General features: G+C 66.3%; 13 protein-coding genes. 9 read left to right on the top strand and 4 right to left on the bottom strand.

The features are described from left to right. Positions 1 to 18: 18 nt before the first annotated feature. Together ACYOEI_RS13610 and ACYOEI_RS13615 are read right to left on the bottom strand one after the other, a co-directional pair. Positions 19 to 1,458: a serine hydrolase domain-containing protein gene (locus ACYOEI_RS13610; protein WP_462850045.1), complete on the bottom strand. Its 1,440-nt coding sequence runs from the start codon at positions 1,456 to 1,458 to the stop codon at positions 19 to 21. A gap of 326 nt (positions 1,459 to 1,784) precedes the next feature. Beyond that, positions 1,785 to 3,044 (bottom strand): hypothetical protein, encoded by a 1,260-nt coding sequence (locus ACYOEI_RS13615; protein ID WP_462850046.1) that lies wholly within the window; start codon positions 3,042 to 3,044, stop codon positions 1,785 to 1,787. Between the two features lie 315 nt (positions 3,045 to 3,359). Between ACYOEI_RS13615 and ACYOEI_RS13620 the strand changes: the two genes are divergently transcribed. The 8 genes from ACYOEI_RS13620 (at position 3,360) to ACYOEI_RS13655 (ending at position 13,337) form a co-directional block, all read left to right on the top strand. Then, positions 3,360 to 4,316, top strand: a complete 957-nt coding sequence (locus ACYOEI_RS13620; RefSeq protein ID WP_462850047.1) for an AAA family ATPase — start codon at positions 3,360 to 3,362, stop codon at positions 4,314 to 4,316. Further along, the gene (locus tag ACYOEI_RS13625; RefSeq protein ID WP_462850048.1) at positions 4,316 to 5,644 is read left to right on the top strand and encodes a DUF58 domain-containing protein; all 1,329 of its coding nucleotides are present in this window, start codon (positions 4,316 to 4,318) and stop codon (positions 5,642 to 5,644) included. Before ACYOEI_RS13620 ends, ACYOEI_RS13625 begins: the two co-directional genes overlap by 1 nt. Positions 5,645 to 5,835: 191 nt before the next feature. Then, complete coding sequence (locus tag ACYOEI_RS13630; RefSeq protein WP_462850049.1) at positions 5,836 to 7,758, top strand: DUF4129 domain-containing protein; 1,923 nt, start codon at positions 5,836 to 5,838, stop codon at positions 7,756 to 7,758. A 414-nt stretch (positions 7,759 to 8,172) separates the two neighbouring features. Further along, positions 8,173 to 8,886, top strand: coding sequence for a hypothetical protein (locus ACYOEI_RS13635; protein ID WP_462850050.1), 714 nt, complete (start codon positions 8,173 to 8,175; stop codon positions 8,884 to 8,886). 64 nt (positions 8,887 to 8,950) lie between these two features. After that, complete coding sequence (locus tag ACYOEI_RS13640; RefSeq protein ID WP_462850051.1) at positions 8,951 to 9,967, top strand: Gfo/Idh/MocA family protein; 1,017 nt, start codon at positions 8,951 to 8,953, stop codon at positions 9,965 to 9,967. Between the two features lie 40 nt (positions 9,968 to 10,007). Continuing rightward, positions 10,008 to 10,340, top strand: a complete 333-nt coding sequence (locus ACYOEI_RS13645) for a hypothetical protein (RefSeq protein WP_462850052.1) — start codon at positions 10,008 to 10,010, stop codon at positions 10,338 to 10,340. 302 nt (positions 10,341 to 10,642) lie between these two features. Further along, positions 10,643 to 11,119, top strand: coding sequence for a (2Fe-2S)-binding protein (locus ACYOEI_RS13650; protein WP_462850053.1), 477 nt, complete (start codon positions 10,643 to 10,645; stop codon positions 11,117 to 11,119). Positions 11,120 to 11,123: 4 nt separating this feature from the next. Beyond that, complete coding sequence (locus ACYOEI_RS13655) at positions 11,124 to 13,337, top strand: xanthine dehydrogenase family protein molybdopterin-binding subunit (RefSeq protein WP_462850054.1); 2,214 nt, start codon at positions 11,124 to 11,126, stop codon at positions 13,335 to 13,337. 152 nt (positions 13,338 to 13,489) lie between these two features. Here the strand turns inward: ACYOEI_RS13655 and ACYOEI_RS13660 are convergent, their stop codons facing one another. After that, positions 13,490 to 15,232 carry a hypothetical protein gene (locus ACYOEI_RS13660; protein ID WP_462850055.1) on the bottom strand — a complete coding sequence of 581 codons (1,743 nt, stop codon included), beginning with the start codon at positions 15,230 to 15,232 and terminating at the stop codon, positions 13,490 to 13,492. 390 nt (positions 15,233 to 15,622) lie between these two features. Continuing rightward, the gene (locus ACYOEI_RS13665) at positions 15,623 to 15,979 is read right to left on the bottom strand and encodes a hypothetical protein (RefSeq protein ID WP_462850056.1); all 357 of its coding nucleotides are present in this window, start codon (positions 15,977 to 15,979) and stop codon (positions 15,623 to 15,625) included. 546 nt (positions 15,980 to 16,525) lie between these two features. On the opposite strand from ACYOEI_RS13665, the gene ACYOEI_RS13670 reads away from it, so the two are divergent. After that, positions 16,526 to 18,538, top strand: coding sequence for a redoxin domain-containing protein (locus ACYOEI_RS13670; RefSeq protein WP_462850057.1), 2,013 nt, complete (start codon positions 16,526 to 16,528; stop codon positions 18,536 to 18,538).

Below are 18,538 nucleotides of genomic sequence, written 5' to 3' on the forward strand. Positions count from 1 at the left end.
GCCTTCTCTGGTCTGCGTTCAATCCGGTTTCGCAGGCGACGTGGGGAGGCCGGGACTGTACTCGCGGGCGAGAGACTTCAGGATATCGACCGCCAAGGAGTCGACGGAGTTGGCCGTGTTCGACAACGCGAAAACCCCGTATTGATAGTCCTCGGTGAATCCGAGGTACGTCCGGAATCCACCCGTCCCGCCGTTGTGCCAGAGGATCGTCTGCGAGAGGCTGCTCTCGAACGATCGAATCCAGTTCATTCCTATCGAAAAGCTGGCATTCTCTTGGAAGAGCGCCTGGTGAGATCGCCGGATCCCCGAGTCGAGCGGGGTCGGAATGAGCCCCATGTTGGCTTTGAGGAACGTCATCATGTCATGGCCTGTCGAGCGAATGGCCCCGGCGCCCGCGAGATGATTCGGGAGTCGCCACTCCTCGCTCTCTGCCGCGAGACGCATCGGGCCCAGGTTGACAGAGATCCGATATTCTGCGGGCGTATGTTCTCGATGCCAATCGTCTGCCGTGATCACCGTTTTAAGCATTCCGAGGGGCTGGCAGATCCGGCTCGTGACGAGCGTCTCGTAATCCGACCCATGCCTCTTGGCGAGCACGAACCCCAGGAGTCCGACTCCGAAGTTGGAGTAGCGGTACCTGGTCCCCGGCTCGGATCGCAGTTCGACCGAGGCGAGCGCGTCGCTAAAGGACCCTTCGCTGTAGTCGCGATACGGGTCTCGGCCGGCGAAGACCAGGCGAAGCACGCTCGAAACACCGAGTAGGTTCGCGGGGAGTCGTGGGAAACCCGACGTATGGGTGGTGCAATGCCGCAGCGTGATCCCTCGCGCCGACTCCGACAGCGACCATCCTTCCGGTAGCCGATCCGAGACGCGGTCGTCGAGCCCCAACTCTCCCCTCTCGACCTCTTGAGCCAGGAGGATCCCCGTGAAGACCTTGGTGATGGAGCCGATTTCGAAGACGGTGTCCCCGTCGGGAGGTTGCCAACCCCCGAACTCTCGAGTTCCATACCCCATCAAGGTTTCTTCGCCTTTGGCAACGGCGCCGACGACGAGGCCGACCTGACCGTTCGGTCCGAACGCTCGCTCGACCTGTTGCGTGACGATCTCGGCGAGTCGACTCTCCTGTCCTCCTTGGTGGGAGACCACGCGCGGCGGCTTGCCGAGGCGGAGGCGCATGACATAGGCCAGCAGGCCAACGGTCGCCAGGCCCCATGAGTCGGGGTCGGGAGAAGTCCAGAGGAGGACGATCCCCAGGAAGAGCCAGGCGAGTCCGCGGATTCGTCCCTTCCAAAGGGATCTGGGCTTCCTGGCTCCCACAACTGCGGCTGATTCCGAGGCCGGCTCTCCCACCAGGCCAGGCCCGCTCTTGGCGCGAAACGCGGAGCACAGCCTTGATATTCCCAGAACGGTGAACAACAGGCCGCAGTTGATAACATAAAAGAAAATCAATTGATTCATGAGATGGTCTCGCACGACCTTGTCGCGTGGCAGCGTTGATGCCTGGCGAATCGATTAGTCGCGGCCCGCGGCCCCGATATTGCAGGAGTCGTACGAGAAAATCGAAAGAATTGGGAGATCCTCCTGCGAGATCGGCGTCGACCGGCCCCTGGCCCGCGTGGTTTGCACACCACGCGCAGGCATTGGAGGAGAGATGACCTCGGCCGGCTGCCTTGCGGCTGGGAGTATGGCGGCCCGATGTCGAAGGAGACGCCTCGCTTTGACATGTGCTCGGCCGACGGCCGGAGACTTGGACCGAGAATCAAACTCTTCCAAGGCGGACCAGGTCATCCCCCGAGCGGGAGGGTGAGGAGCGGGCCGACGGTCTTGCTGTCCGACTCCTGGAGGGCGAAGAGGATCTCGAGGATGGCCAGGACGGCCCGAGAGTTGACGTCGTCGGGGGCGATGGAGAACCAGTATCCGCGGTATCGGACGGCCACCTCCGCGTCTTTCGGCCGGTGCTTTTGCGATCGGACGAAGAAGTTGCCGGCGGTCACGCGGGTCCAGTCGAAAGGCCTGCCCTCGGGGCCTGGGGTGAGCGGCGCGACGCCGAGTCGGACGTGCTCCTCGGGCACGCAGACGCCTTTGGAGAGGAAGGTCATGATCTGGAGGACCGATCGCATGCTCAACTGGATGGTGTCGCTGCCGAGCGGGGCCGGGAAGTCCTGGTTCTCCCCGATGGCCAGCTCCGACTTGATCTTGTACTTGCTCAGCCCGGGCGTCAGCCGGAAGATTTGCGCGAGCTCGGCCATCTCGGGGGATCGGACGTAGTCGGGGCGGATCCGGAGGACGAGGTCTCGGGATCGCTTGACCAGTGTCACCTGGTTCTCGCCTCGGGTCCGGTAGACGTAGCCGTCCTTGGCGGCGTCGAGCAAGTCGTGGCCCTCGACGAGGGCGCCCGGCACGGGGTCGGAGATGCTGTCGGAGTCTTCGCTGGTCTCGAAGGCAAGCTCGGTGGCGTCCCGCTCCCGGAGCGACCGCATCAACTGGATCCCGCGGACGAAGAGCGTGTTGTCGTCGGGGACTTTGGGGGTCAGGTAGGTGGCTCTCGGGGCGTTCGGCACGTCGTTGAGGTCGTTGATGGTCAACAGGAGGAGCTGCTCGATGTCGGCCCCGGCGTTGACCACGCTGAACAGGTCGGAGGACAGGGGCGTCAGCATCGACTTGGCGATGTCCTGGCCCGCCCTCGGACGATAGCTCAGGGTCGGCGTGTCGCGCAGGGCGAGCTCGCCGAACCCGAGGCTCGCCTTGCCTGCGAACTGGTTGCCGAAGCCCCCGGTGTAGTTCCCCCGGCCGGCGACCTCGAACTGGCTGGTGATGTTGGGCAGGTCGACGAAGATGGGGGAATCGGCGTACCGGAGTCGGACGATGTTGGTCAGCATCTGCTCGTCGTTCGTGGCCCGGATCACCTCGTTGTAGCGCATCCGGGTGTACTGGACGGCCTTCGGCCCCGCGCAGCCGGTCCCGACGACCCAGGCGGCGAGCCAAAGGAGCCCCTGTCGAGCCGACCATCGCCAGAGCCGATTTCCCCGTCTGCGGTCGTCCATCAATTCGATCGGACCCGTCAACCTGTGCCGCCCGCCCCGCGCCACGTCACATGCGCGCAGCAATACCGAGGCGGCCTTATCGGTATCGTCGGATCAACCGGCAAACTTGATGAAGCTCGCAAACTCGGATCGGGGGTGACGCCTGCGCCGAGGCGAGCCGGTTGACCCGGACGTCGATCCTGGATTTCCTGACAGTTGTCGGACTTCGGCCTTGCGTTCGACCGCGAGGGGCTCGATAGTGGGAGAATTGAACGGTCCGTGCTCGTTTGCGCGGTGAGTAGGTCGCCGGCCGTTGGCGTGATCGAGGGGAGAGGCATGGCGGAAGTTACGGCAATCAGCAAGCGGATCGTCGCGAACATCGAGAAGGTCATCGTGGGCAAGCGGCAGGAGGTGGTGCTGGCGCTCGTGGCCTACTTCGCCGAGGGGCACATCCTGCTCGAAGACGTGCCGGGTGTGGCGAAGACGATGCTGGCGAGGGCCTTGGCCCGGAGCGTCGGGGCGACGTTCAAGCGGGTGCAATGCACGCCCGACTTGCTGCCGACGGACGTGACGGGGGCCTCGATCTTCAATCAGAAGACGTCGCAGTTCGAGTTCCGCCAGGGCCCGATCTTCGCGCAGACGGTCTTGGCCGACGAGATCAACCGCGCGACGCCGAGGACGCAGTCGTCGCTGCTCGAGGCGATGGCCGAGCGCAAGGTCTCGGTCGACGGGATCACGTACGACCTCTCGCCGCCGTTCCTCCTGATCGCGACGCAGAACCCGGTCGACCACGAAGGGACCTTCCCGCTCCCCGAGGCGCAGCTCGACCGGTTCCTGATCCGGCTCAGCCTGGGATATCCCTCGGCCGAGGAAGAGGCGGCGATGTTGGGGCGGCTCCAGCTCAAGCACCCGATCGACGACCTCCAGGCCGTGGTCTCGGCCGAGGAAGTCCTCCAGTGCCAGCAGGCGGTGCGGGCCACTCGCGTCGATGAGAAGGTTTGTCGATACATCGTCGAGTTAATCCGTCGTACCCGAGAACACCCCGACGTCCTGCTCGGCGGTAGCCCGAGGGCCTCGCTGGCCCTGTATCGGGCCTCGCAGGCGGTGGCGGCGATCCGGGGGCAGGACTTCGTCACGCCCGACGAGGTCAAACGCATGGCGCCTGTGGTCATGGGGCACCGGATCATCCTCAAGCCCGAGAGCCGCCTGAGGAAGGCGACTTCGAAGTCGGTCATCGAGGAAGTCCTGGATTCCGCGGTCGTCCCGACGAGCGGGGCGAGGGTCGTGGCCTGATGCGCGCCGTTTTCGTCGTCGTCCTGGTCCTGGTCGTCGCGGTCGTGTTCGACCTCGGGATGCTCGCCTGCGCGACGCTCGCGCTGGCGGGGCTGATGCTCGTCAGCCGATTCCTCGCCCGAACCTGGATCACCAACATCGAGGCGACCCGCGAGTGCAACCGGACCGAGGCCGAGGTCGGCCAGACGATCGCGTTCGTGGCGACCCTGGTCAACCGGGGACGGCTGCCGGTGGCCTGGGTCCTGGTCGAGGAGATGCTCCCTCGCGGGGCGATCACGTCGAGGCCCCCTCGGATCGAGGTGAAAGGGCGTCGCTTGGCCGTGGCGATGCTCGGCCCGCTCGCGACCAAGACCTTGAACTATCAGCTGCACTTCGCGATGCGGGGGTATTACCAGGTGGGTCCGCTGGTGCTGGAGACGGGGGACCTGTTCGGCCTCCACCGGCGGTTCCGGATCCTGACGGACCCGATCTATGTCGTGGTCTACCCGAAGGTCATCCCATTGCCGGGGTACGACCTGGCGTCTCGGCGTCCGATCGGCGAGATCCGCCTGACGCACCGGCTCTTCGAAGACCCGACGCGGATCGCCGGGGTGCGCGCCTACCAGCCCGGCGACCCGCTCAACCGAGTCCACTGGGCCGCCACCGCGCGGACCGGGACCCTGCACAGCAAGGTCTACGACGCCTCGACGATCGCGGGCGCGACGATCCTGCTCGACTTCCACCGCGACTCCTACCCGGCCCGGAACGAGCCCGGCCGCTCGGAGCTGGCCGTCACCGCCGCCGTCTCGTTGGCCAATGCGGTCAACCTGATGGGGCAGCCCGTCGGGCTTATCACCAACGGCCGGGACGCTGCGGAACGCACCCGGAGACGCGACGAGGTCGCCCGGGCCGGGGGCGGTGCTCGCGCCGATCGCGCGACGATCCACCGGACGGCCGCCATGCGCGAGGACGACGACCGGCTCCGCCCACTCATCGTCCCGAGTGGCCGGGGGCCCGAGGCCTTCGTCCAGATCCGCGAGGTCATGGCCCGGGTCGAGCTCTCCGACGGCCTGACCTTCGACCGCCTCCTGGTCGAGGCCGAGCACCGATTGCCCCGAGACGCGACGGTCGTCGCCGTCCTCGCCCAGGTCACGCCCGAGGCCGCGATCTCGCTCGGGAGGCTCAAACGCCAGGGGTTTGCCGTCAGCGTCGTACTCCTGGCCTTCGACGAGATCGAACGCATCGACGGCGCCGGCCCGCTGATCGCCCAGGGTTTGGCCGTCCGCGCCCTGTCGGATGAGGAGGATCTGTATCGCTTCTGCGAGCTCCAGTTCGTGGCACCGTTGTGACCATGGGCGATATGCCGGGTCGTTGAATTTTCAGCCACGCATGGGGCACGGATGAAACACGGATCAGAGAAGGCGAATTTTTCGACAGATGACGCGGGATAACGCAGATGGAAATTCGATAAAACAATAAATTAATTAAATGTATTTTTTTTATTCGGACGGGGACGGAAGGGTTTTTCGGAGCTGCCGCGATGGCCCGCAAGAGTTCGCGAGGGACACTGGTCGACTACCTCGTCGGGGCGATCGAGCCCGCGCTGATCATCGTGATGGTCGGCAGCATGATGTTTTACTTGCTCGATGTCTGGTATCAGGGCCCGTTCCTGGATCGGCTCCGCTGGATCCTGTTCTGGTTCGTCCTCGGGATCGTGATGATCACGCGGGTCGGGATGCAGATCGGCGGAGAGCTTGCGAAGGGGTATGGGGTGGCGCTCGGGGGCGCGGTGGCCCTGGTCGCCACGGTCTTCGCGGGGTTCCAACCGTTCTTGCTGGCGGTGATGGGCCTCGTCTGGTGGGCAACCCACAAGCTGACGTATGACTGCACGTTGACCGATGAGAACCAGGACACGGGCGTCGGACTGCTCCAGGAGAGCGGCCTCGATCCCGCACTCGCGCCCGAGGCGGTCGAGCACCACGACCCGGGGGAGATGGAATCGTCGCTGTTGCCCCAACGCCCCTGGTGGAAGCTCGGGGGGAGCGACCCCAAGGACGCGCGCCAGCCGCACCCGCCTTGCCTCTGGCTGGTCTACTTCTCGCTCGCCGCGATCCCGGCGTTTAGCCTCGGCCAGTGGCTCGTCCCGGAGGTCGAGAAGGAACGTCGCATCTGGCTCGTCGCCTACTTCCTCGCGTACCTCGCCAGTGCCATGGGCCTGCTGCTCGCGACGAGCTTCCTGAACCTGCGCCGGTACCTCCGGAGCCGCAAGGTCCCGATGCCTGGCGCGATGACGGCCGCCTGGCTGTCGACGGGTGGGTTTATGATCATCGGGTTGACCGTCGCCGCGGCGGTCCTGCTCCCTTCGCTCTCGGGGTTCCGGACGGGCGCCGCCGCGTCGATCAAGTCGAGCAACCTCCGCGCCTCGGGTTGGGCGATGCTCAAGGATAGTGGCGTCCAGGGCAAGGGGGCGGCGAGCGAGGGGGAGGCCGCTTCGAAGTCCGACAGCCCGCAGAAGGAGTCGGGCGAGCCCGAGGGCGCGGGGAAGACCAACGACCCCAACGCCGCCCAACAGACCAACGGAAAGGGCAAGGGGGGCGGGAAGAGCGGCCCGGGACGTGCCAAATCCGGAGCCCCACGCGGCAAAACGTCGTCGGGGAAGGGGGGGGCGTCGGGCAAGCAAGGCAAGGGCCAGGACCAATCGGGCGATCAGGGGAAGAATCAGGATCCGTCCGGCGATCAGGGGAAGGCCGAGGATCAGTCGGGCGACCAACAGAAGAATCCGGACCAGGGCGACGCCGGGAAGGATGGCGAGCGTGACAAGGAGCAGGGGGATGAGAAGGGGAAGTCGGACTCGAAGGACCAATCCTCGGACCAACAGGATCAGGGTTCGAGTCGTTCGTTCCGGCCGCCGTCGCTGTCGCTCCCGAGTTGGGTGCGGATCCCGGTGATGGTCGTCGGGGTCCTCTTCTTGCTCTTCGGCGCCTTCCGGTACGGCCCGGAGATGCTCAGAGGGCTCTGGGCGATGCTCGCCGCGCTGTTCCAGGGCCTCTGGTTCGGCGGGCCGAGGACACCGAGGCCGAAGGACGACGCCGAGGATTCCAATGAACCGGAGGTGCCCCCCCGGCCGTTCGCCTCGTTCGCGAACCCGTTCGATGTGGGGCTCGACCGCCAGTTCACGCCCGACGATTTGGTCCTCTACAGCTTCGAGGCCCTCGAAGCCTGGGGCTACGAGCAGGGCTTTGGCCGATCGCCCAACGAGACACCGACCGAGTTCGTCCGCCGAGTCGGTGCGTCGCGCCCCGGCCTGGCCGCGGACTCGAGCCGACTGGCGACCTATTTCGTCGCGATCGCCTACGGACGTCGCAGCCTCAAGCCGGAAGTCCTCCCGCAACTCCGACGCTTCTGGCAAGCCCTCGAGCAGGGTGGAATGTCCGTTGCTTCCGAGCATACGGCCGAAGTCTGAGGCGTGTCTGATCGTTGTTGGTGTTTATTTGGTCTCTTGTGCTCGTGTGGTTTGATCGATAAATTCTGGCGGGGCAGGAGTGCCCCACTTACCGATGGTTTGCCCTTGCCTCCCCCCGGGTAGGTGGGGCACTCCTGCCCCGCGTGCTCAAGGCACTGCCGACCGCGGAGCGCCGCCCTGTCCCCTCGCATCCCCGGTGTGTGGTGCACTCCTGACTCGCGCGTTGACGGACCTCATCGTTGTTGCGTCGAGACCGGCCGGGCATAATCGGCGATCGACGACGGGCGCGGGCCTCGTGGCCTGATCGCACCGTCGCTTGCGGGCGACTTCGGGAGTCATGAACCTATGATGCCGGCCAGGTCTTCTCGAGCGTTCGGAGTTGGTATCCTCTCGCTGTTGGCGGGGATCTCGGGCATGGCCCCGTCGCCCGAAGAGGTCCCCGCGAAACAGTTCGTCCTGTTCGACGTCACCTTCACGTTCACCAAGGAAGACGCGAACACGTCCAAGCCGAGCAAGTCGCACTATTACGTCAAAGGCAAGGCGATCAACCCGGACCGTCCCAAGGACTGGACCAATCCGGTCGACTTTCGCAACGGCACCGTCCACATCCGCGCCGAGGTGATCGAGAAGCCCAAGGGGGGCGAGCCCACGACGTGGACCCTCTGCTACATCCCGAACAAAGGGAAGGGCAACGGCTACGGCTGCACGGGGACCCAGCTCTATCGCGAGGAAGGCGTTTACGAAAAAGACGTCTCCATGAAAGAGTTCTGGGAGAACGACTCGATCATCTGGACCGAAGGCATCAAGCAGATGGACCTGGTGATCAAGGACAATAGCGGCGGCCGAGGCCACGCGCACAGACGACCGGACTCCGAGAAGTTCTTCCCGACCAAGATGCGGATCACCATGGTCCAGGTGGCGGCCGGCGCGACCTACGACCCGAGCCTGGTGCCCAACCTCCCTCCCAAGAAGGCCGCCGAGGACGCGAAGTCGAACCCAGGCTCCGAGGACAAGACCCCTCCCAGGACCGGGGCCGTCAGCACGTCGGCGGGCGGATCGGGGGCGAATGTGGTGGCGTCCGCGAAGGACGAGGCTTGTGCCGCGTGCGAGACCGAGGACACGCGCTGATCGTGTTCGAGGACGACTCCTCAACGGGGGCGGGTTTCGCGAGACTCCGGGCAGGTGACCTACCATGCGACTCGGACTGATCGGCTCGACGGGACACTGGCACACCTACGCCCCGGCGTTGGAGCATGTCCCGGGCCTCACCCTCGTGGCGGTCGCGGCGGCCGGCCCGGAGGAGACCACCGGCGCCTTCGACCACGCCCCCGGCCTGACGGTGGACACCCGACGTTACGACGACCCCAAAGCGATGCTCGACGCCGAAAAGCTCGACGTCGTCCAGGTCAGCGCCCGCTGCGACCGGATCCCGACCTGGTCCCGCGTCTGCCTGGAACGCGGGATCCCCGTCGTGGCCGAGAAGCCGCTCGCGATGGACCTCCCCACGCTCGAAGGGCTCTACCTCGCCGCCCAGAAGACGAAGACGACGCTCCTCCCGATGCACACCATGCGGGGCGTCCCGGAACTGGCAGCCGTCCGCGAGGCCGTCCGCTCCGGCGCCCTCGGCGAGCCCTCGTTGAGCTTCAGCCAGAAGACCTACAAGTGGGGCAAGTCCCGCCCCGACGCCTACCGAGACCGCCGGACCTTCCCCGGGCTGGCCCCCTGGGTCGGCATCCACGCCTTCGACTGGCTCCACTGGATCCTCGGCGACGTCTTCACCGAGGTCGTCGGCCGAGAAGGGACGACCGCCCGGCCCGACTTCCCGGCCTGCGGCAGCCAGGCGGCGTTCGTCCTGACCATGCGAAACGGCGGAGTGGCGTCGCTGACGCTCGACTACCTCCGCCCCGAGGCCGCCCCCTCGCACGCCGACGAACGCGTGCGGATCGCCGGCTCGCGCGGCGTCGTCGAGACGACCTTGATCGAGCACAAGGTCACCCTCACCACGACCGACGAGCCTCCCCGCTCACTCCCTCTCATCCCTCAGACGGACCTCTTTACGCAATTCGCCCGCTCCCTCCGCGGAGATGGGCCGCCTCCTCTGACCCTGGCCGAAGGCTGCCGGATCACCGAGATCGCGATCAAGTCTCAACAGGCCGCCGACACCGGCCGAGCCGTCTCGCTTCGCGACTCGCCCTATCACACGCCTTGAGTCGCTCCATTCGAACTCTTTGTCACGAGGATCGATAAGCATGGCACGGGATCTCGCGCTTCGAACGCCAATTTCCCGACTGCCTCGGTTTCAATTCCGGGTGAGGGTACTGATCGTCGTCGAGGCGCTATCCGCGCTCATGATGGCCTACGTAGGGAGCTATTATCGCCTTTCGAGGAGAGGGATGGACGAAGCCCAAAAGTACGGTCTTCCCGGTTTTCTCTTCGTCCCAATGGCAGATGCCGCGGAATCCAGAGACCTTGGATACCATTATGCGATAGCGACCTTCTATGAACCGCTGAACTGGATCGATCGCATGTTCTTCGGCACTCCGAGCCCGTGGCTTTCCATCCACTGGCGACTCAGCGGGTGATCCTCGCGATCGGGCCTCGATGGCCACGGTACGTCATGAGAGGAACCCGGCTTGGGAAATTGTCGTCCCGTCGGTTACGGGTGAATCGCGGTCGAGGTTGGCCAGGAGGTTTCCTGGCATTCCTTGTAGTTGAAAAACCGTAAAACATTTTAATGCGGTTAGCGATGATTTCGACACGGTTCAGTCCGGGGTCTGGAAAAGAGATCGAGCCGCGTGCGGAACGATTTCGGGCCGTGACGTGGGTCATCTGTCGCTTACACAATGGGGGAGACTCGGTTCGAGGGGATTGCGGAGGACGCCCCATGAATACCGTCGCGACGATGAGCATCACCGTGAATGGGCGGAAGCGGCCGGTGACCACGGATCCGGATCGGCCGTTGCTGGAGGTCCTGCGCGAAGATCTCCAGTTGACGGGCACGAAGTATGGGTGCGGCGAGGGACAGTGCGGGGCGTGCTCGGTCTTGCTGGATGGGAGGCGCGTCTTCTCGTGCCGGACGCCGGCCTCCCGGGCCGACGGGCGGACGGTCACGACGATCGAGGGGCTGGCCACGGGGGATGGCCTTCATCCGGTCCAGGAGGCTTTTCTCGAAGAGGGGGCCTTCCAGTGCGGGTATTGCACGGCCGGGATGATCCTGGCGGCCGTCGCGCTGCTCGAGGAGAAACCCAGGCCGACGGACGCCGAGATCGTCGCGGGGATGAATCGGAATATTTGCCGGTGTTGCAGCTATCCCAAGATCCTCCAGGCGGTCCGGCGCGCGGCCGGGCAGGGGGGGAGGTGACACCATGCCGACCCAGGACGAGCTGCTGACGGCCTACCTGCACGGCGTCGAGGGAGTTGACCTCGAATACGACGAGGAGTACGACCGGGTCGCCTTCCACTTCGACCCCATCGAGGTGACCCGGCGCGACTTCCTCCAAATCCTCGGGGCGGGGTTGCTGATCGCCGTCGCCGCGGATTCGGCGTCGGGGCAGGTGCCGCCGGGGGGGCGTCGTCGAGGGGGCGGGGGCGGGGGCGGAGGTGGCGGGATGGGGCGAGGGCCCTCGAACCTCGCGGCCAGGCTCCACGTCGGGAAGGACGGCGTGATCACCGTGATGACCGGCAAGGTCGAGTGCGGCCAGGGGGCCCGCGCCGAGCTGACCCAGGCCGCGGCGGAGGAGCTCGGCGTCGGGGTCGCGCAGGTCCGACTCGTCATGGCCGACACGCGGCTCGTCCCCGACGACGGCGGGACGTTCGGCAGCCGCTCGACTCCGTCGACCGTCCCGGCCATCCGCCAGGGTTGCGCCTCGGCTCGCGAGCTCCTCGTCGCGCTGGCCTCCCGGCGTTGGGGCGCCGATGCCGGGCCCGTCGAGGTCCGCGACGGCAAGGCGACCGACCCGTCCTCGAAGCACAGCATGACGTATGCGGACCTGGCGAACGACGCCGAGGCGGCCAAGGGGTTCGCGGCGTCGGCCGTCGGCAATGTGCGGCTCAAGGCCGTGGAGGCCTGGGCGGTGCTCGGGAGCTCCGTCCCCCGGCCCAACGGGCGAGATATCGTGACCGGATCGCATCAATATCCGTCGGACATCGTCCGGCCGGGGATGCTCTACGGCAAGGTTCTCCGACCTCCTTCCTACGGCGCAAGGCTGGTCGAGGTCGACCTGGGGCCCGCCAGGGCGCTCGAAGGGGTCGTGGTCGTCCGGGACAACGACTTCGTCGGCGTCGTGGCGCCGTCCTCGAGCCGTGCGCAGGAGGCGATCGATACGGTCGAAGACTCCGCCCAGTGGGAGGCCTCGCCCCACCCGTCGAGCGGCGAGCTCTTCGGATACTTGCGCGAGCATGCCCGTGGAGGAGTGCCGAAGAACCCGTTCGCCGAAGATGTCGCGAAGGCCGACCGGTCGTTGCGTCAGACGTACCACGTGGCGTACGTCCAGCACGCCCCGATGGAGCCTCGCGCGGCCGTCGCCGAGTGGGAGGGGGGATCTTTGACCGTCTGGACCGCGAGCCAGAACCCGTTCGGCGTCCGGGGTGAGCTCTCGAGGGCGTTCGGCCTGCCGGAGGATCGCGTCCGCGTCATCATCCCGGACTTCGGCGGCGGGTTCGGGGGGAAGCACCCCGGCGAGTGCGCGGTCGAGGCGGCGCGTTTGGCGAAGGCGGCGGGCCGGCCGGTGCGGTTGCAATGGACCCGCGCCGAGGAGTTCACCTGGGCCCAGTTCCGCCCGGCGGCCCTGATCGAAGCCGAGGCGAGCCTCGACGCGTCGGGCCGCTTGACGTCCTGGCACTATCTCAACATCAACTCGGGGGCCCAGGAGATCCAGTCCCCATACAAGGTCGAACGCAGCGAAGGCCGGTTTATCGCGTCCGAGCCGCCGCTGAGGCACGGGTCGTATCGGGCCTTGGCGGCGACGGCGAACACGTTCGGGCGCGAGTGCTTCATGGACGAGCTGGCCGCCGCCGCGGGCCGGGACCCGCTCGAGTTTCGGCTCGCCCACCTGGAGAAAGGGCGGCTGCGCGACGTCCTCGAGGCCGCCGCGGCCCGGTTCGACTGGCCTTCACGGTCGAAGGTGAAGACGCCCGACGTCGGCCTCGGGCTCGCGTGCAGCACCGATAAGGGTTCGTTCGTGGCGGCCTGCGTCGAGGTGGCCGTCGACCGGAAACGCGGTTCGATCCGGGTGAATCACGTCTGCCAGGCCTACGAGTGCGGCAAGATCCTCAACCCGGCGAATCTCATGTCGCAGGTGAAGGGGGGACTGATCATGGCGCTCGGGCCCGCGCTCCACGAAGAAATGCGGTTCGAAGGCGGCAAGATGCTCAACGCCGCCTTCGCCCGCTACCGGGTCCCCCGGCTCGCGGACGTGCCCGAGCTGGACATCCACCTCCTCGACCGCCCGGACCTCCCCTCCGCGGGCGCGGGGGAGACGCCGGTGATCGCCGTCGCCCCGGCCATCGCCAACGCCGTCCACGCCGCGACCGGACTCCGGATCCGACAGATGCCGATCCGGTTGGAAACGGGTTCTTAGCCACGGATTGAACACGGATGAAGGAAGGAGGAGGATCTCTCCACAGATGACGCGGATGGACGCAGATTTAAAAAACGGTATTTAAAAATCTGCGTCCATCCGCGTCATCTGTGGAGAGATTGGATTTTTCCCATCCGGGATTCAGGGTCGGCTCAGAGGCCGCTCAGGTCCGCCGCGAGGGCGCGGACGCCGTCTTTCAGGTGCAGGCGGGCCACCAGCTCGGGGGAGGCGGGGACGGTCAGGCTCTTTGCGGGGGGGAGGCAGAAGCCGGAGAGGACCGAGGGGGCCTGGTCGGGCTCGGCCGGCTTCGTTCCGCCCAGGGCGAGGCCGTTGAGGATCATCGGCGACTCGTTGACGACCTTGATCCGATACGTGTCCTTCCCCTTCACCTTCGGACCCTTCGCGAGCTGCACGCGGACGAGGCGAGTCAGGATCCCCTCGGCCACGAGGTTACCCAGTTGGGCCGCCGCCAGGTCGCGCTTCGGCTCGTCGGGCGTCGTCGCGGCGGCGCCCTGGGCCTTCGGCTCGGGGGAGGGGGCGGATCGCTTGATCGGGAGGGTGCCGAGCGACACCCAGTCGGAGCCGGACGGATGGCTCGCGGCGAGCTTGAGGGTGACGGCGGCTTCAGAGATCACCAACCGGCAGGCGAGCGCCGGGCCGTCGGGTTGGTCGGGGATCCCCTCTTTGGCCGTCAGGCCGAGCACCGGGTACTTGCCCCAGAGCGAGCGGAGGTCGCTTTCGAGGTCTTCGAGGCCGTCGCCGTCTCGCTGGATCTCCCAATAGAGCGGCCCCGGGTCGGAGGCCTTGTCGTCCTCATTCGATGCCTCGAGCCGCGCGACGAACCGACGCGCCAGCGCGAGCTCATGGGCGTTCCCCCAGCCTTGCGAGAGCCTCCCGACGTCGTCCCAACTGGCCCCCGACGTGACGTACCAGAGGACCATCTGCGAGATCGTCTCCGGGGCCTTCGCCTCCGCCAGCGTCTTGAGGGCCGACTTTGTCCTCGAGTCGTCGGTCCATTGGTCGACCCCGCTGATCTGCAAGGCTTCCCCCTTCGCCGGGAACAGCGGTCGGGCGTTCGCGTCCGGCCCATTCAGGCTGACGACCGGGGTCGGGAGCCGCCGGACCTGGCTCGGCTCGAGCGTCGCCTCGCGGGGACCCGTCGGGGGCACCGACCGGAAGCCTCCTCCGCCCATGCCGCCCATTCCACCCATCCCGCCCATGCCTCCCATGCCACCACCCATCCCGCCCATCATCCCCATCATGAGCGACCGCTGATCCCAACTGTCGCGGTCGCCGACGAGCTGCATGATGAGCCGGCCGAGCATCATCATCCCCATGGACGAAGGCATGGTCCCTCCGCCCGACATCCCGCCGCGCATGCCGCCGCCCATGCCGCCGCCCATGCCGCCGCCCATGCCGCCGCCCATGCCGCCCATGCCGCCGCCCATGCCGCCGCCCATGCCACCGCCCATGCCACCGCCCATGCCGCCGCCCATGCCTCCCATCCCTCCGCCGAACTGGCCCGTGGCACCGGAGGCGATCAGGCCCGGGGGCAGGACGACGCGGAGCCTGGTCCTGGCGTGGTTGGTCACTGAGAGGGTCATTCGACCGTCTCCGGTCCCCTCGCCGGAGACCGAGAGTTGGCCGTTACGGATCCCGGTGAGGACGTCGATTGTGGGCAGGTCGGTGGCGTCGGTCGACGTCGCGGGAGTCGAGCGGTCGTTGCTGGGGTTCGCTGGGGCCGGGCGGGTTTGGGTGACCCGACGCCCCTTCGGCTTGGATCTTGGCGAGGCGGCTTCGATCGGCGAGCCCATCGCGATGAAGGCGAGGCCGAATGCGCCGGCCTGGACGAAACAAAGGATCGAACGCTTCGGCAGTACGAAACGTGTAGGCATGAGGATATAACCCCCAAGAGGAAGGAGGAGAAAGAGGATCCGTAACCGGTCGGGCGATCGGGCCTCTTCGGCCCCGGTCGCGGGGAAGGTATGTCGCTTCGAAGACCGACCGAGGACGAGGGGCAAAAGGGGGGGGCCGCAACGAGCTCGTAAGGCGACTGACAACGGGGTGGCACTGGCCGACGACGTAGCCGGTCGGGGCCGCGTTCGTGACGGACGTTCCGAGACGAGTCCTCAGCGGTCATGAGGGGCGTGGTGGGAACGACGTCGATCACGACGCCCGAAGGGACGCCGGGCGCGGCCCGCGTTCAACACGGGGGTGCGCACACCCCCTGTGCAGTCCGGGAGCACCTGCGGGTTCGGGATCGATCGACGGTCGTTAACTGCGGCTCAACACCGCAGGGGTGGATTCGGCCGGACAACCAGGGGGTTGTGGGTCCGGGCGGCCAGGGGCTTGAGAGGTGTCGGGAGCAAGGTCGCGAAGAGCAAGGAAGTCTGTCGGGGAGGTGCGAGGACGCCGCCCCCCTTGGAGAGGCCCACGACCACGCGATGACCTACCGACGCCCCGGGCGGCGAAATGGCCCGGACTCGGACAATCGACCGAGTCGCGACGTGCTGCTGTCGCATGTCGTCGAGGAACGCCCGGCCCAGCGTGGAGGTCCGGAACGGAGCCCCGACGTTCGCCGTGAGGAGCACCAGCGAGAGGATGAGGCGGCAACCGATTGTGGTGCGGTATGGCCTGCGCATGGAAATCCCGCCGACGTTGGCGACCTGACTCGACTTCAAATTATCCCACGATCATCCGATCGTCAAATGGAATTTGTTGATGTTGACGCGGTGGTGGCAAGTCGATCGCGACGTTGAATGGGAGGATTTCACCACAAAGGCACAAGAGACACAAAGTGGAGGAGCCTGAGAGAACCAAGACGCCTCGAGTCTGTTTTCGAATAACGTCTGCACGTTTTCAATAAGATAGTTTATCTAGGTATAAAAATAGATTATCATAACAATGATAATTAATTAATAGGTTGTATTTTGATTGGTTTGGTTTCTGGTCTCCTGAGTCCGATCTTTTGTATCGATGAAGAAACGAGATCTAGAAAATGAGCGGGCCTCATAGAAACCCGTGACACAAGACGTTCTCCTGCGGCGTGCGCGGCGGAAACGTGAGGCGCTCTCTTCGCGACAGCTCCTGGGCCTGTATCGGCATGACTTGGTCCATGGAATCGCTCGGACATCTGTGGTATTGTCGGTCGGGGTACTGGGTATCGGGCCTGGAAGACTGAGGGACGGATGATGGGCACGACCGGATTGGTTGGGATTGTGGCGCTGGTCGGCCTCGTCGGGGCGGGCGAGGCGGCGAGGCCGGCGGCCGACTTCCGGCTCCAGGACCACCGGGGGGCGTGGCACACGCTCGACGAGGCTCGCGACCGACAGGTCGTCGTCCTGGCCTTCCTCGGGACCGAGTGCCCGCTGGCCGAGGCGTATGCCCCGAGATTGGCGGAGATCGCCCGCAACTTCGAGACGCGAGGCGTCGGCGTCTTCGGTGTCGACGCCAACCCGCAGGACGGGCCGGTCGCGATCGGTCGATTCGCCGAGAAGCACGGCCTGCCATTCCCGATCCTGAAGGACGTCGGCAATACTTTGGCCGACCAGCTCGGGGCCGAGCGGACGCCGGAGGTCTTCGTCCTGGATCGGTTGAGGGCTGTTGTCTACCGAGGCCGGATCGACGACCAGTACGGCATTGGCATCCATCGCCCTTCGCCGACTCGGCATGAGCTGGTCGACGCCATCGAAGCCGCCCTTGCCGGGCGGTCGGTCGCCACCCCGAGGACGGACGCGGTCGGATGCAAGATCGGCAGGGCGACGAAGGCGGCCGAGAAGGGGGCGGTGACGTACGCGAAGGAGGTCTCTCGGATCCTCCAGACGCACTGCGTGACCTGCCACCGACCGGGCGAGATCGCCCCGTTCTCCCTGACCGACTACCGCCAGGCGTCCGGTTGGTCGAGCATGATCGCCGAGGTCGTCGACGATGGCCGGATGCCCCCCTGGCACGCCTCGCCCGAGTACGGCAAGTTCGCCAACGACGCCCGACTCTCGGCCGTCGAGAAGAAGGCGATCTTCGACTGGGTCGCCGCCGGCTCGCCCGAGGGAGACCCGGCCGACTTGCCCCCGCCCGCCCAATTCGTCGAGGGGTGGCAGATCCCCCGGCCCGACCTCGTCCTGGAGATGCCCCGCGAGGTCGAGATCCCTGCCGAGGGGTCGATGCCTTACGAACTCGTCGAGATCGACCCGAAGATCACGCATGACGTCTGGGTCCGGGCCTCGCAGGTCCGCCCGGGGAACCCCGCGGTCGTGCACCACGTCGTCGTCTTCGTCTTGCCGCCTGGAGTCGAGAAGATCGACGAGGCCGGCGGCGACTTCCTCGCCGCCTACGCCCCCGGGATGCCCCCTCGGGTCATGCCCGACGGCGTGGCGAAGCGGATCCCGGCCGGGTCGAAGATCATGCTCCAACTCCACTACACCCCCAGGGGGAAGAAACAGGTCGATCGGAGTCGGCTCGGCGTCGTCTTCGCCGACCCGGCGACGGTCCACAAGGAGCTGATGTCGGGCATGGCGCTCAACTTCCACCTCCAGATCCCGCCCGGGACGGCCGACTACGTCTCGCGGGCCGATTTCCGGTTCTCGCGACCCTCGAGGCTCCTCTCGGTATTGCCGCACATGCACCTGCGGGGCAAGTCGATGAAGTTCGTCGCGGAATACCCCGACGGCCGGCGCGAGGTCATTCTCGACGTCCCCCGATACGAGTTCGACTGGCAGAACCTCTACGCCCTCGACACGCCCAAGCCGATGCCCGAGGGGACGATCCTCCACACCGAAGCCCACTTCGATAACTCGGCCGATAACCCGAACAACCCGGACCCGAGACGCGCCGTCACCTTCGGCGAGCAGACGCGGGATGAGATGCACGTCGGATACCTCAACTTCACCCTCGCCGACCAGGATCTCGCCCTCGGTGTGCCCACGTCGAAGCGACTCGCGAACGGCCGTTACGAGGTCACCTTCCGCCACCATCCCGAGGGCTCGGCGAAGTCGGTCGCCCTCGTCGGTACGTTTACCGACTGGAAGCAACGTCCGCTCGCCATGACAGGCCCGGACGCCCAGGGAAACTACTCGACGACCGTCGCGCTCGCATCCGGCTCGCATGAGTACAAGTTTCTCATCGACGGGACGGTGTTCCGCGAGGACCCGGGCAACCCCGACTCGGAGGGCTTCTTCCACAACAGCCTGATCCGGCTGCCCTGA

Source organism: Singulisphaera rosea (genome assembly GCF_054877945.1).